The sequence below is a fragment of the Streptococcus sp. genome (assembly GCF_032481935.1).
In the GTDB taxonomy this organism is placed as follows: Bacteria; Bacillota; Bacilli; order Lactobacillales; family Streptococcaceae; genus Streptococcus.
The window spans coordinates 1-14,648 of sequence record NZ_JAWERU010000014.1 but is presented as its reverse complement, the minus strand read 5'-3'; the positions used below and the strand labels follow the sequence as shown (position 1 = coordinate 14,648).

The following is a 14,648-nucleotide window of genomic DNA, read 5'->3' as shown; positions in this document are numbered from 1 at the left end:
TTTTTCTGACTTAAAATATGATAAAATAGGTATGTTTGAACTAGAGCATTTGCTCAGAAATTTAGAATAGGAGAAAATGATGCAAGCAGTAGAACATTATATTGAAAAATTTGTTCCTGAACATTATGATTTATTTTTAGACTTGAGTCGTGAGACTAAGACGTTTTCAGGAAAAGTAACTATTACTGGTCAAGCTAAAAGTGACCGTATTTCCCTTCACCAAAAAGACCTAGAGATTGCTTCTGTTGAAGTAGCAGGTCAAGCTCGTCCATTTACAGTTGATAATGAAAACGAAGCTCTTCATATCGAACTTGAAGAAGCTGGTTCAGTTGAATTGGTTCTAGTATTTTCAGGTAAAATCACAGACAACATGACAGGAATCTACCCATCATACTATACAGTTGATGGTGTTAAGAAGGAAGTTTTGTCGACCCAGTTTGAAAGTCACTTTGCCCGCGAAGCCTTCCCATGTGTGGACGAACCAGAAGCTAAAGCAACCTTTGACCTAGCTCTTCGATTTGACCAAGCAGAAGGCGAACTTGCCTTGTCTAACATGCCAGAGATTGACGTTGAAAACCGTAAAGAGACTGGTATCTGGAAGTTTGAGACAACTCCGCGTATGTCTTCTTACTTGCTAGCTTTCGTTGCTGGTGATTTGCAAGGGGTAACTGCTAAAACAAAAAATGGTACTTTGGTAGGTGTATACTCAACCAAGGCGCATCCACTTTCAAACCTTGATTTCTCACTGGATATCGCTGTTCGTTCAATCGAGTTTTACGAAGATTACTACGGAGTCAAGTACCCAATTCCTCAATCTCTCCACATCGCCCTTCCTGACTTCTCAGCAGGTGCTATGGAAAACTGGGGTCTGGTAACTTACCGTGAAGTTTACTTGGTTGTGGATGAAAACTCTACCTTTGCCAGCCGTCAACAAGTTGCCCTTGTCATTGCCCATGAGCTTGCTCACCAATGGTTTGGTAACCTTGTGACTATGAAGTGGTGGGATGACCTTTGGCTCAATGAAAGCTTCGCGAACATGATGGAGTACGTCTGTGTGGATGCTATCGAGCCAAGCTGGAATATCTTTGAAGACTTCCAAACAAGTGGAGTGCCAGCCGCTCTTAAACGTGATGCGACAGATGGTGTTCAATCTGTCCACGTTGAAGTTAGCCACCCAGATGAAATTAATACGCTCTTCGATGGTGCTATCGTTTATGCCAAAGGAAGCCGTCTCATGCACATGCTTCGTCGTTGGCTAGGAGATGCTGATTTTGCCAAAGGTTTGCATGCTTACTTTGAAAAACACCAATACGGAAATACCATTGGTCGTGACCTTTGGAACGCCCTCGGACAAGCATCTGGTCGTGATGTAGCAGCCTTCATGGATTCTTGGTTGGAGCAACCTGGTTATCCAGTCCTTACTGCCACAGTTGAAAATGATGTTTTGAAGATTTCACAAAAACAATTCTTTATCGGTGAACATGAAGACAAGAACCGTCTTTGGGTAGTGCCCCTTAACAGTAACTGGAAAGGCTTGCCAGATACTCTCGAAACTGAGAGCATCGAAATTCCAGGTTATGCAGCTCTTCTTGCTGAAAACAAAGGAGCCCTTCGTCTTAACACAGAAAATACAGCACATTACATTACAGACTATCAAGGCGACTTATTGGATGCTGTTCTTTCAGAATTAGTAGAACTTGATAACACAAGTAAACTTCAAATCGTTCAAGAACGTCGTTTGCTAGCTGAAGCTGGGCACATTTCATACGCAGACTTGCTTCCAGTAGTGGATCAATTGGCACAAGAAGAATCTTACCTAGTTGTTGCTGCCGTTTCTCAAGTTATTACAGCCCTTGAACGTTTCATTGATGAAGGAACAGAGGCAGAAAAAGCCTTTAAAGCCCTTATTGCTAAACTGGCTCGTTACAACTATGACCGTCTTGGCTTTGAAGCTAAAGAGGGTGAATCTGATGAGGATGAATTGGTTCGTCAATTGACAATTTCCATGATGATTCGTTCAAATGACGAGGAAGCCAGTCAAGTTGCTAGCCGAATTTTCGCAGCCCACAAGGATAATCTTTCAGGACTTCCAGCAGCTATTCGTTCACAAGTTCTCATCAATGAAATGAAACACCATGAGACTAAGGAATTGGTCGCAACTTATCTCGATCTTTATACTCATGCGACAGATGCCGCCTTTAAACGCCAATTGGCAGCAGCCCTTGCTTATGCGACAGATCCAGAGAACATCCAAACACTGCTTGCAACTTGGAAGGACAAATTTGTCGTGAAACCACAGGATCTTTCAGCATGGTATCTCCAATTCTTAGGACACCAAGCAACTCAAGAAACTGTATGGGTGTGGGCACGTGAAAACTGGGATTGGATTAAGGCAGCTCTTGGTGGTGATATGAGTTTTGACAGTTTTGTCATCTTCCCATCACACATCTTTAAAACAGAGCAACGCTTGGCAGAATACAAGGCCTTCTATGAACCACAACTTTCTGACCTTGCCCTTAGCCGTAACATCCGCATGGGGATTAAGGATATCGCAGCTCGCGTTGAATTGATTAAGCGTGAAAAAGCAGCAGTTGAAGCAGTTGTAGCTCAATATAGCAAAGCTTAAAAGATTCTAGTCTAAATAGATTACAAAAACTCAACTTTCTCTTGGAAAAACAAGGGAAGTTGAGTTTTTTTTAAGATATTTTTGCTATAATAGGTATAATAAGGAGGAATTTTTGATGATCAAAATTCTATTAGTGGAAGATGACCTAGGCCTGTCTAATTCAGTATTTGATTTCTTGGATGATTTTGCAGATGTCATGCAGGTTTTTGATGGAGAAGAAGGTCTTTATGAGGCTGAAAGTGGTGTTTATGATTTGATTCTATTGGACTTGATGTTGCCTGAAAAAAATGGGTTCCAAGTTTTAAAAGAATTGCGCGAAAAAGGTATTTCGACTCCTGTTCTGATCATGACAGCCAAGGAAAGTCTCGATGATAAGGGACACGGATTTGAGCTTGGGGCAGATGATTATCTAACAAAACCATTTTATCTAGAAGAACTCAAGATGCGTATCCAGGCCCTGCTCAAACGTTCTGGCAAATTCAATGAAAATACCCTTTCCTATGGTGATTTGACTGTCAATCTCTCTACTAATGAGGTTAAAGTCAATGAGAATGCTGTTGAATTATTGGGTAAAGAATTTGATCTCTTGGTTTATTTCCTCCAAAATCAAAATGTAATCTTACCCAAAACCCAGATTTTTGACCGTTTGTGGGGATTCGACAGTGATACGACTATCTCTGTCGTAGAGGTTTACGTATCAAAAGTTCGTAAGAAATTAAAGGGATCAGTCTTTGCTGAAAACCTCCAAACCTTGCGTAGTGTTGGGTATATTTTAAAACATGTTTAATAAATTTAAAAAGAATTGGTATGCAGAAGATTTTAGCTACTTTATCCGTAACTTTGGAGTATTTACTCTGATTTTCTCTGCTATGACCTTGATTATCTTGCAGGTTATGCACTCCAGTCTCTACACGTCGGTGGATGAGAAGCTTCTGTCTCTCAGTGGCAATCCTCAAGATGTCATCCAGTTGGCTGTTAATCGAGCAACAGATGAAGTCAAAGATCTCAATAGTCAATCCGTTCCTCCATCAACGGATAAAAAACCAACGGTCAGTTCCAATACAGAAGTGATATTGCTAGATTCAAATTTGAATCAATTAGTGACTGGCAACCGCTTTTTAGGTCTTGACAAGATTACTTTTAATAAAAAGGATTTGAATCATATTCGACAACTTCATGTTCAGAATAGTTACGGTCAGGATGAGATTTACCGAGTGATTTTATCTGAAATAAATATCGATTCTGTCTCGACCAATATTAAGTATGCAGCGGTTTTGATGAATACCAGTCAGATAGAGCAAATCAGTCAAAATCATGAGCAATTAATCGTGGTAGTCATGGCTAGCTTCTGGATTTTATCCATCCTTGCCAGCCTTTACCTTGCGCGTGTTAGTGTAAAACCCTTGCTTGAGAGTATGCAAAAGCAACAGAGCTTTGTGGAAAATGCCAGTCATGAGTTACGAACTCCACTGGCTGTTCTTCAAAATCGTCTAGAAACTCTTTTCAGAAAACCTGAGGCAACCATAATGGAGTCAAGTGAGAGTATTGCCTCCAGTCTAGAAGAAGTTCGGAACATGCGCTTTTTAACGACTAATCTACTTAATTTAGCTCGTCGTGATGACGGCATTAAACCGGAGTTAGGAGAGGTAGAGCCGGATTTCTTTAACACAACCTTTACCAACTATGAAATGATTGCGTCTGAAAATAACCGTGCTTTTCATTTTGAAAATCGCATCCATCGGACCATCATAACAGATAAGCTGCTTCTTAAGCAGCTGATGACTATCTTGTTTGACAATGCTGTCAAGTACACAGAAGAAGAAGGAAATATCCATTTTGTCATTGCTACGACGGAGCGTAATCTCTATTTGTCAGTAGCTGATGATGGAATTGGTATTTCTGCAGCAGATAAAAAGAAAATTTTTGATCGCTTTTATCGGGTTGACAAAGCTCGTACTCGCCAAAAAGGTGGCTTTGGGTTAGGTTTGTCCTTAGCTAAACAGATTGTTGATGCCTTAAAAGGAACAATCAGTGTTAAGGATAACAAACCACATGGTACGATTTTTGAAGTAAAAATCGCCATTCAAACACCATCCAAGCGTAAAAATAAATAAAAAAAGCTGTGACTTAGAAAGCGGTAGACCAATTATCGCTTTTCTAGTCGCAACTCTTTAGCTATCCTATAAAAAATAGGTCGGGACAAAAATCCCGACCTTTTGAATCTAATAAAATTTCTTCTTAATCATTGAACGTTGAAAGTTTGATGCCGCTAAACTCAAGGCAATTGCTAGGCTAAAAGCTAAGACTGTATTAAACTTGAGGGCTAAAAAGATAAAGCTAAACAAGGCTAAAAAGACGCAAAAACAAGCAATGTTTACAAAGAAAAGAACTTCCTTCAAACTAGCAACGGAAGTGGTTTCTGGAACATAGTCTTGGTATAGCGTTGTTTGAGTTTCCTCTTCTTCAAACTCATACGATTGATATTTTCTTACGGGCATGATTCTCTCCTTAACAGTACTCTTTCATTTTACCATTTTTCAAGAAAAAAATTATTACAGTAAGGTTACAAAAAGAATAAGTAAATTTATCATTTTAGGGAATAGCTGATTTTTCAGAAATGTGGTATAATTTTTCTTATGGAAAAGATTATTATTACAGCAACTGCTGAAAGCATTGAACAAGTAAAAGAATTACTAGAGGCGGGAGTTGACCGCATCTATGTTGGTGAGAAAGATTTTGGACTTCGCCTACCAAAGACTTTTTCTTATGATGAACTGAGAACCATCGCTGGTCTGGTTCATGATGCAGGTAAGGAATTGATCGTAGCGGTCAATGCTCTTATGCATCAGGATATGATGGATCGTATCAAGCCCTTCCTTGATTTCTTGGAAGAAATTAAAACAGACTACATTACAGTTGGGGATGCGGGTGTCTTTTATGTTGTCAATCGCGATGGTTATTCTTTTAAAACCATCTATGATGCCTCAACCATGGTAACAAGCAGCCGTCAGATCAATTTCTGGGGGCAAAAGGCTGGCGCTTCTGAGGCAGTTTTAGCCCGTGAAATTCCATCTGCAGAGCTCTTTAAAATGCCTGAAATTTTGGAAATTCCTGCTGAAATTTTGGTCTATGGAGCAAGCGTTATCCACCACTCTAAGCGTCCACTCTTGCAGAATTACTATAATTTTACTCAGATTGATGATGAAAAAACACGTCAACGCGACCTCTTCTTAGCAGAGCCTAGTGATCCAGATAGCCATTACTCTATTTTTGAAGACAATCATGGAACTCACATTTTTGCCAACAACGACCTTGATTTGATGACCAAATTGCCAGAGTTGGTAGAGCATGGTTTCACTCATTGGAAACTAGAGGGACTTTATACTCCAGGGAAAGATTTTGTTGAGATTGCAAAACTCTTCATCCAAGCCCGTAGCTTGATTCAAGAGGGAAGTTTTACGCATGACCAAGCCTTCTTGTTGGATGAGCAAGTCCGTAAACTCCATCCAAAAAATCGTTTCCTTGACACAGGATTTTATGACTACGATCCTGACATGGTTAAATAAGAATCAAAAACCCGAAATAAAATGTTCGGGTTTTTCTAGTGCAAGGATGAATTTAAAGCGTATTCATGTTATAATAAAAGTAGCTTTTTGTTTGGAGGTGTTTAAGTGGAAAATCTGAAAAAAATAGCAGGCATCAAGGCTGCTGAGTTCGTAACCGACGGAATGGTTGTAGGACTTGGAACAGGCTCGACTGCCTATTATTTCGTAGAGGAGATCGGACGTAGAATTAAAGAAGAAGGACTTCAAATTACAGCCGTAACGACCTCGAGTGTAACAACAAAACAGGCACAAGGATTAAATATCCCACTTAAGTCGATTGATGAGGTGGATGAGGTTGATGTGACTGTTGATGGAGCCGATGAGGTAGATCGCCAGTTTAATGGTATCAAAGGAGGCGGTGGTGCGCTTCTAATGGAAAAAGTAGTTGCGACACCAACCAAACAGTATATCTGGGTGGTAGATGAAAGCAAGATGGTTGAGAAGCTTGGCGCTTTCAAACTACCTGTCGAAGTTGTCCAATACGGAGCAGAACAGGTTTTCCGTCGTTTTGAAAAAGCTGGTTATAAGCCAAGTTTTCGTGAAAAAGATGGCCAACGCTTTGTGACGGATATGAAAAATTTCATCATTGATCTTGATTTAGGTGTTATTGAAGATCCGATTGCTTTTGGTCATCAACTGGATCTTCAGGTCGGTATTGTTGAGCACGGTTTATTTAATCAAATGGTTGATAAAGTGATTGTAGCAGGGCAAGCTGGCGTTCAGGTTTTAACTTCAACAAAAGGGAAATAAAGGAGGCAAACGATGTCAAAATTTAAACGTATTCATTTGGTAGTGCTCGATTCTGTAGGAATCGGTGCAGCACCAGATGCTAATAACTTCGTCAATGCAGGGGTTCCAGATGGAGCATCTGATACACTTGGGCATATTTCAAAATCTGTTGGTTTGAATGTTCCTAACATGGCTAAGATTGGTCTTGGGAACATTGAGCGTGAGACAGCCCTTAAAACGGTTCCCGCAGAAGCAAATCCTAGTGGTTACTACACTAAACTTGAGGAAGTATCATTAGGTAAAGATACTATGACCGGTCACTGGGAAATCATGGGACTCAACATTACCGAGCCTTTCGATACTTTCTGGAATGGATTCCCAGAAGAAATCCTTACAAAGATTGAAGAATTTTCAGGTCGTAAAGTAATTCGTGAAGCAAACAAACCTTACTCAGGAACTGCTGTTATCGATGATTTTGGACCACGTCAAATGGAAACAGGAGAGTTGATTATCTATACTTCAGCTGACCCAGTTCTTCAAATTGCAGCCCACGAAGACATCATTCCTTTGGATGAATTGTACCGTATCTGTGAATACGCTCGTTCGATTACATTGGAACGTCCGGCTCTTCTAGGACGTATCATTGCCCGTCCATACGTTGGGGAGCCAGGAAACTTTACACGTACTGCAAATCGTCGTGACTTGGCTGTTTCACCATTTGCACCAACTGTTTTGGATAAATTGAATGAAGCTGGAATCGATACATACTCTGTTGGTAAGATTAGCGATATCTTTAATGGTGCTGGGGTGAACCATGATATGGGCCACAATAAGTCAAATAGCCATGGAATTGATACGCTTTTGACAACAATGGGGCTTGCTGAGTTTGAAAAAGGATTCTCATTCACTAACTTGGTCGACTTTGATGCCCTTTACGGTCACCGCCGTGATCCACATGGTTACCGCGACTGCTTGCATGAGTTTGATGAACGTTTGCCAGAGCTTATCGCTGCTATGAGAGAAGATGATTTACTCATGATTACTGCAGACCATGGTAATGATCCTACTTATGCTGGTACAGACCATACTCGTGAATACATTCCACTTTTGGCCTACAGCCCATCACTAAAAGGAAATGGACACCTACCAATCGGTCATTTTGCTGATATTTCTGCGACAATCGCGGATAACTTTGGCGTAGATAAGTCTATGATTGGTGAAAGCTTCTTAGATAAATTGGTTTAAGATGACTCGCTTGGCATTACTGGTTAGAGGGATCAATGTCGGTGGAAAACATAAGGTGGTCATGGACCAGCTTCGTCAAGAATTGACAGAGTTGGGATTGGAAAATGTTGAAACCTACATCAATAGTGGCAATATTTTCTTTGATACTAGTATACCTAGAACTCAGTTGGTTGAGAGGCTACAGGATTTCTTTAACAAGCATTATCCATTTATCCAACATTTTTCCTTGTTAAGTCAAGAAGATTACGAAGAGGAGCTTAGAACTCTTCCGGAATGGTGGTTCCAAGAAATGGCTCGAAAAGATGTTCTCTTTTATACTGAGGGACTGGATACCAAGCAAGTCATTGAGAAAGTCGAAAGTATGGAACTGGTAGATGAAGTGCTTCATTTCGGGAAACTGGGAATCTTCTGGGGCAAATTCTCAGAAGAAACCTATAGCAAAACAGCCTATCACAAGTATCTGCTTAAGATGCCTTTCTATCGTAATATTACTATTCGAAATGCAAAAACCTTTGACAAAATCGGTCAATTTTTAAAAGATTATGAAGGAGACAGACAATGACATTATTAGCAAAAATCAATGAAACAGCTGCTTTCTTAAAAGAAAAGGGAGTAGAAGCACCAGAGTTCGGCTTGATTCTTGGATCAGGACTTGGAGAACTTGCTGAAGAAATCGAAAATCCAGTTGTGGTAGACTATGCGGAGATTCCAAACTGGGGACGTTCTACTGTTGTTGGACACGCTGGAAAATTGGTGTACGGTGAGCTTGCAGGACGTAAGGTTTTAGCACTTCAAGGACGCTTCCATTTCTATGAAGGGAACCCACTAGAGGTGGTGACTTTCCCAGTTCGTGTCATGAAAGTTTTGGGCTGTGAAGGTGTGATTGTAACCAACGCTGCTGGAGGTATCGGCTTTGGTCCTGGTACTTTGATGACTATCACTGACCACATCAATATGACAGGCCAAAACCCTCTAATCGGTGAAAACTTAGATGACTTCGGTCCACGTTTCCCAGACATGTCAAAAGCTTACACTCCAGAATACCGTGCTACAGCTCATGCAGTTGCTGAAAAGCTTGGTGTTAAACTTGATGACGGTGTTTATATCGGTGTAACTGGTCCAACTTATGAAACTCCAGCTGAAATCCGTGCTTATAAGACACTTGGTGCAGACGCTGTCGGAATGTCAACCGTTCCTGAAGTTATCGTGGCAGCACACTCTGGCTTGAAGGTTCTTGGTATTTCATGTATTACCAACTTTGCTGCTGGTTTCCAAGAAGAACTCAACCACGAAGAAGTGGTAGAAGTGACCGAACGTGTCAAAGGGGACTTTAAAGGCTTGCTGAAAGCGATTCTTGCAGAATTGTAAGACTATGAGAGTACGACTCCAAAGTATGCCCTATGGACTGAGAGTGCTTCTAGCCACTTTATCATTAGGAATAGGGACGGGTCTGGTCGGAATTGCCTGTCATTATCTACTAGAAGGGGTGCAAGGGCTGGCTTTTGGCCAAGATGAGTCGGATTTACTCCAGCAATTTCAAGAAGCTGGAGGTCTCCGTAGATTTTTGGTCTTATGTGTGACTGGGTGCTTGGCAGCTGGTTTTTGGTATGCCTTGCAAAAGCGTTATAATATTCTGTCTATTCGCCAGCAAATTGACTTAGCTGGAGACAGGTTACCAGCGCTCTTAGCCCACCACCTCCATGCAGGGATGCAGGTTGCGATTGTCGGAGCAGGTGCATCGGTCGGAAAAGAAGGAGCACCACGTGAGGTCGGGGCTCTTCTAGCTGGTCGCTTGGCGAAAGGTTTTTCTCTAGCCCTCAAAGAGCGGAAAGTCTTGATTGCCTGTGGTGCTGGAGCTGGTTTAGCTGCGGTCTATCAAGTTCCCTTTGCCAGTAGCTTGTTCGTCTTTGAGACCTTAGGACTCGCCTACAGTTGGCAGAACCTTCTACTGGTTTTGACCAGCACTTATCTGACCACCTGGGTCGCTCAGTCCATCGTTGGTCAGGAGGCTATTTATCACCTGTCCGCAGTCTCATGGTCGGCTAGCAGTTTCTTACAGGCTATTGTGATTGCTTTCTTGGTCACTCCCTTGGCTCTGGTCTTTGCTTTCCTCGCCAAGCGGGCTAGTCACAAACGGCGGAAGGATGGGACGATTCTTTGGGCTCTTCCTCTAGCCTTTCTAGTGCTGGGGAGCCTAGTAGCCTTTTTCCCTATCTTTATGGGAAATGGCCAGGTACTAGCGCAAGCCCTCTTGTCTAGCCAGTCGATTCCTTATCTTCCACTGGTTCTTGCAGTGAAGGGGCTTCTGGTTTATCTCCTCTTGCGCAATGGTGCTTATGGGGGAACTTTGACACCATCATTTGCCTTAGGGATTGGCTCTGGTTACCTAGTGACCTTGCTTTTGACAGCAGTTGGGATTCATCTAGATCCTGCTCAGGGGATGTTACTAGGAGCGACCGTCTTTTTAGGGACGACCTTAAAAGCTCCTCTGACAGCCATTGCCCTGAGCCTTGGATTTACAGGCCAAACTTGGAGTTTGACAATTCCGCTTGTACTTGCGGCTGGTCTGTCTTACGTGATTCGAAAGAGATGGGAGAAGAAAGGATGAAGGTTCACTTTATTTTACATGAAACATTTGAAGTGCCGGGCGCTTATCTAAAATGGGCGCAGGATCGTGGCCATCAAGTGACCACGACCAAAGTCAATGAGAATGAAGCCTTACCAGAGACAGTGGATGAAATCGACTTCTTAATTGTGATGGGGGGACCTCAATCGCCAGATGAAGATCGGGAAACTTTTCCATACTACGATCCTCAGGCAGAGATTGAGCTGATTCAAAAGGCTATGAAGGCAGATCGTTATATTGTTGGTGTCTGTCTTGGTGCTCAACTCCTATCGGTTGCTTATGGCGCAGAGTATGAACATAGTCCAGAACGTGAGATTGGTGTTTTTCCAATAACGCTAACTGAAGCTGGATTAAAAGACAATCATGTCAAAGTTTTTGGACAAACTTTAAATACCGGCCACTGGCATGGAGATATGCCAGGTTTGACAAAGGATGCTGTCGTCCTTGCGACTAGTCAAGGTTGTCCACGTCAGATTATTCGTTTTAGTCCTAAACACTATGCCTTCCAAGCTCATTTGGAATTTGATCCAGAAGCAGTAGAGCTCTTAATTGCTGCGGATGGTGAAGAAGTTTTGGAAGAACAAAGCAAGAATTTGACTTATGCTCAAAAGCCTGAAGCTATTCGTGCATATGATTATCAAGAAATGAATGCAAAACTCTATGCATTTTTGGATTCATTAACAAATTAAAAATAATAGAAAGGTAGAGCATGTGTTCAGATTTGAACACGAGCGGAAAGCTTTTCTAATTACTCAATTAAAAAAGAAAGGATGGGTTAACCGTATTAGCTGAACTGAATACGGGTTACTCTCCTCTAAATCATCAAAATTAAAAAAGAAAGGAATTGAACCCACCCTAAAAGCAGTGGGAAAAAGATAGTTGGTTTAGCGAGCAGCGCTCACTGCGCCCAACTTCTATTTTTCCTTCGCTTTTTGACGGGTTTGGTATCTTTCCACGTATCACTTTTAGAATAAAGAAAGGTAGAGCATGTGTTCAGATTTGAACACGAGCGGAAAGCTCGGAAAATAGATAATCTGACTGTGAAATCAGGATTTCTCGTCAGATTCCTAATTTTCAGTCGCTTTCTGGTCGCTCTTTGTATCATAAACTATGTCTATCCATATTGCTGCTAAGCAGGGTGAAATTGCTGATAAAATTCTTCTTCCTGGGGATCCTCTTCGTGCGAAGTTTATCGCTGAGAATTTCCTTGAAGATGCTGTTTGCTTTAACGAAGTCCGTAACATGTTTGGTTACACTGGGACTTACAAGGGCCATCGTGTATCTGTCATGGGAACAGGGATGGGAATGCCATCAATCTCCATCTATGCGCGTGAATTGATTGTCGATTACGGTGTGAAGAAATTGATCCGTGTCGGAACTGCTGGTTCTTTGAATGAGGATGTTCATGTCCGTGAATTGGTCTTGGCGCAAGCAGCTGCAACCAACTCAAACATCATCCGCAATGACTGGCCTCAATATGATTTTCCACAAATCGCTAGCTTTGATTTGCTAGATAAAGCCTACCATATTGCCAAAGACCTTGGCATGACCACTCACGTCGGAAATGTTTTGTCTTCAGATGTTTTCTACTCAAACTACTTTGAAAAAAATATCGAACTTGGTAAATGGGGAGTCAAGGCTGTAGAAATGGAAGCAGCGGCGCTGTACTATCTTGCTGCCCAACACCATGTGGATGCACTTGCTATCATGACGATTTCTGATAGTTTAGTTAATCCCGATGAGGATACAACTGCAGAGGAACGTCAAAATACTTTCACAGATATGATGAAGGTTGGTCTAGAGACCTTGATTGCAGACTAAAGTCAGATTCCATTTATGAGATTACTCTTGTTCTCAAAATGATAAGCATGTTCATTGCTTCAATCCTATAAATAGATGAGAATAAGGACTTTGAAGAACGTCAAATTGTGTCAAAGAACCGAGACTAGTCAGTTTAATATCTAAATCATAATCAAATAAAGTTGAAAGCCTGGTTGACAGAAGCTAAAGGTTTTCAACTTTTTTAGAACAAAAACTAAAGGAGGGGTGAAATGGATAAGATTGAACAATTACAGGAACTGATAGATAAAAGTCAAAGAATTGTCTTTTTCGGTGGTGCAGGGGTTTCAACAGAGTCTAATATTCCTGATTTTCGAAGTTCTGATGGTGTTTATAGTCTTAAGTTGGGGCGCCATTTTACTGCCGAGCAACTGGTTTCACGCACCATGTTTGAACGCTATCCAGAGGATTTTTTTGACTTCTACAAAAAGTATCTGGTCTATCCAGATGCCAAGCCAAATTTAGCACATATTTATCTAGCATTTTTGGAAAAGACTGGTAAATTAAAGGCGATTGTGACGCAAAATATCGATAGCTTGCATGAAATGGCGGGGTCTCAGAAAGTTTTGAAACTGCATGGTAGTGCAGATCGTAATTACTGTTTGGGCTGTCATCACTTTTATGATTTGGATGATTTTTTGGCACTTGAAGGTCCAGTTCCTCATTGTTTATATTGTGGTAAAGTGGTCAAACCTGATGTAACCCTTTATGAGGAATCACTAGATATGGACGTATTTAGTCGAGCAGCTCGAGCCATTCAGCAAGCAGATTTATTGATCATTGGTGGAACTTCCTTAGTCGTTTATCCTGCAGCTAGCCTAATCAATTATTTTTCAGGTTCAAATCTTGTCGTTATCAACAAGTCCAGCACTCCTCAAGACAGCCAAGCTGATTTAGTTATCGAAGGTAAGATTGGAGAAGTGTTTTCTAAATTGAAACAATAAAAAACTGAAAGAAGTAGGACTATACTTCCTTCAGTTTTTTGTATCACGAACTCAGAAACTATGAACACGATTCTCTTCATTTCTCGGGAATCTTATATTTGATTTATAAATTGCTCGAGTTATTTTTAATTGTTGAATAGAAGGAAAAAAGGAAGATTTTCTGGATGAAAATCTTCCTTTTTTAGTCAATCAGTACATGCTGATTTTAATGAAATGCTACTATATTGTTTACTTTTTTAAAGATCGCAAAAAACAATCAATCTCTGCTTGAGAATGGAGAATGCGCATCTTTTCTGGGTAAGTATTGTTTAAGTGTTGGTATCTTGCCTTAGCATTTTTAGTTCGTCCATCCCAGAGAATCCAACGGATAAATTCCCAGTTGAATTGCTCGGGACATCCCGCAGCCATACTTTCTCTAACTTTTCCTCTGTATTTTAAATAGCGCTTAGAGGCTCTTAGCAGACAATTCCAAGCAGAGAAGTTTAAAAAGATGATCTGGTCAGCTTGCTCCATTCTTTCCTCATAGCAACACCAAGAGTAGTTGCCATCGATAACCCAGTTTTCATTTTTGACTAGAAAAGTTTTCATTTCGTTATGCATCCAGTCTCGGTCACTATCTTGCCATCCTGGCTGAAATTGGAGAGTATCCATATGAAGTTTTGGGATAGAGTAGTGCTTAGCTAGTTTTTCAGCCAGAGTAGATTTGCCTGATCCAGAATATCCAATGATCGCTATTTTCATAATAACCTCCAGAAAATGTGCACAAAAAAAGCTCCGAGGAGCTCATTTTGTATGCAGTTAATGATTAACCAAGTTTAGCTGCAAGACGTGCTTTATCACGGCTAGCTTTATTTTTGTGGATCAAACCTTTAGTTTCTGCTTTATCGATAGCTGAGCTGGCAGCACGGTAAAGTTCTTCAGATGGGTTTGCTTCAAAAGCTTTGATAGCAGTACGCATAGCTGATTTTTGAGCTGAGTTCTTTTCGTTTTGTTTAACGTTCAATTCAGCGCGTTTGATAGCTGATTTAATGTTT

15 protein-coding genes are annotated in these 14,648 nt (G+C 41.0%); 12 read left to right on the top strand and 3 right to left on the bottom strand.

The window, feature by feature from the left end; genetic code table 11:
• Positions 1–79: 79 nt before the first annotated feature.
• The 3 genes from E7C97_RS04215 to E7C97_RS04205 all read left to right on the top strand — a co-directional run bounded on the left by E7C97_RS04215 (position 80) and on the right by E7C97_RS04205 (position 4,740).
• On the top strand, positions 80–2,626 hold the full coding sequence (locus E7C97_RS04215) for a M1 family metallopeptidase (protein WP_316108260.1): 2,547 nt from the start codon (positions 80–82) through the stop codon (positions 2,624–2,626).
• Between the two features lie 115 nt (positions 2,627–2,741).
• Positions 2,742–3,413 (top strand): response regulator transcription factor, encoded by a 672-nt coding sequence (locus E7C97_RS04210; protein WP_316108259.1) that lies wholly within the window; start codon positions 2,742–2,744, stop codon positions 3,411–3,413.
• Complete coding sequence (locus E7C97_RS04205) at positions 3,406–4,740, top strand: HAMP domain-containing sensor histidine kinase (protein ID WP_316108258.1); 1,335 nt, start codon at positions 3,406–3,408, stop codon at positions 4,738–4,740. The genes E7C97_RS04210 and E7C97_RS04205 overlap by 8 nt, the downstream gene beginning before the upstream one ends.
• Positions 4,741–4,848: 108 nt before the next feature.
• On the opposite strand, the gene E7C97_RS04200 is transcribed toward E7C97_RS04205, so the two are convergent.
• Positions 4,849–5,124 (bottom strand): DUF3270 family protein, encoded by a 276-nt coding sequence (locus tag E7C97_RS04200; protein ID WP_049548330.1) that lies wholly within the window; start codon positions 5,122–5,124, stop codon positions 4,849–4,851.
• A 138-nt stretch (positions 5,125–5,262) separates the two neighbouring features.
• Here E7C97_RS04200 and E7C97_RS04195 point away from each other — a divergent pair, with 138 nt between their 5' ends.
• From E7C97_RS04195 to E7C97_RS04155, 9 genes are all read left to right on the top strand, one after another.
• Positions 5,263–6,192 carry a peptidase U32 family protein gene (locus tag E7C97_RS04195; RefSeq protein WP_316108257.1) on the top strand — a complete coding sequence of 310 codons (930 nt, stop codon included), beginning with the start codon at positions 5,263–5,265 and terminating at the stop codon, positions 6,190–6,192.
• A gap of 105 nt (positions 6,193–6,297) precedes the next feature.
• Entirely contained in the window at positions 6,298–6,981 is a 684-nt protein-coding gene (gene rpiA, locus E7C97_RS04190) for a ribose-5-phosphate isomerase RpiA (RefSeq protein WP_045763755.1), read from the top strand.
• Between the two features lie 12 nt (positions 6,982–6,993).
• Positions 6,994–8,205, top strand: a complete 1,212-nt coding sequence (locus tag E7C97_RS04185; RefSeq protein ID WP_316108256.1) for a phosphopentomutase — start codon at positions 6,994–6,996, stop codon at positions 8,203–8,205.
• Between the two features lies 1 nt (position 8,206).
• Positions 8,207–8,767, top strand: coding sequence for a DUF1697 domain-containing protein (locus tag E7C97_RS04180; protein ID WP_316108255.1), 561 nt, complete (start codon positions 8,207–8,209; stop codon positions 8,765–8,767).
• Complete coding sequence (locus E7C97_RS04175) at positions 8,764–9,573, top strand: purine-nucleoside phosphorylase (protein ID WP_316108254.1); 810 nt, start codon at positions 8,764–8,766, stop codon at positions 9,571–9,573. The genes E7C97_RS04180 and E7C97_RS04175 overlap by 4 nt, the downstream gene beginning before the upstream one ends.
• 4 nt (positions 9,574–9,577) lie before the next feature.
• Positions 9,578–10,813 (top strand): chloride channel protein, encoded by a 1,236-nt coding sequence (locus E7C97_RS04170; RefSeq protein ID WP_316108253.1) that lies wholly within the window; start codon positions 9,578–9,580, stop codon positions 10,811–10,813.
• Complete coding sequence (locus tag E7C97_RS04165; RefSeq protein ID WP_316108252.1) at positions 10,810–11,520, top strand: type 1 glutamine amidotransferase; 711 nt, start codon at positions 10,810–10,812, stop codon at positions 11,518–11,520. Before E7C97_RS04170 ends, E7C97_RS04165 begins: the two co-directional genes overlap by 4 nt.
• 421 nt (positions 11,521–11,941) lie before the next feature.
• Positions 11,942–12,652 carry a purine-nucleoside phosphorylase gene (gene deoD / locus E7C97_RS04160; protein WP_045763751.1) on the top strand — a complete coding sequence of 237 codons (711 nt, stop codon included), beginning with the start codon at positions 11,942–11,944 and terminating at the stop codon, positions 12,650–12,652.
• A 230-nt stretch (positions 12,653–12,882) separates the two neighbouring features.
• Positions 12,883–13,614, top strand: a complete 732-nt coding sequence (locus tag E7C97_RS04155) for an NAD-dependent protein deacylase (protein ID WP_049502963.1) — start codon at positions 12,883–12,885, stop codon at positions 13,612–13,614.
• A gap of 228 nt (positions 13,615–13,842) precedes the next feature.
• Here the strand turns inward: E7C97_RS04155 and E7C97_RS04150 are convergent, their stop codons facing one another.
• Together E7C97_RS04150 and rpsT are read right to left on the bottom strand one after the other, a co-directional pair.
• Complete coding sequence (locus E7C97_RS04150) at positions 13,843–14,355, bottom strand: DNA topology modulation protein (RefSeq protein ID WP_316108251.1); 513 nt, start codon at positions 14,353–14,355, stop codon at positions 13,843–13,845.
• A gap of 64 nt (positions 14,356–14,419) precedes the next feature.
• Positions 14,420–14,648, bottom strand: a 229-nt coding sequence (gene rpsT / locus E7C97_RS04145) for a 30S ribosomal protein S20 (protein WP_316108250.1), incomplete at its 5' end; no start/stop codon positions are given.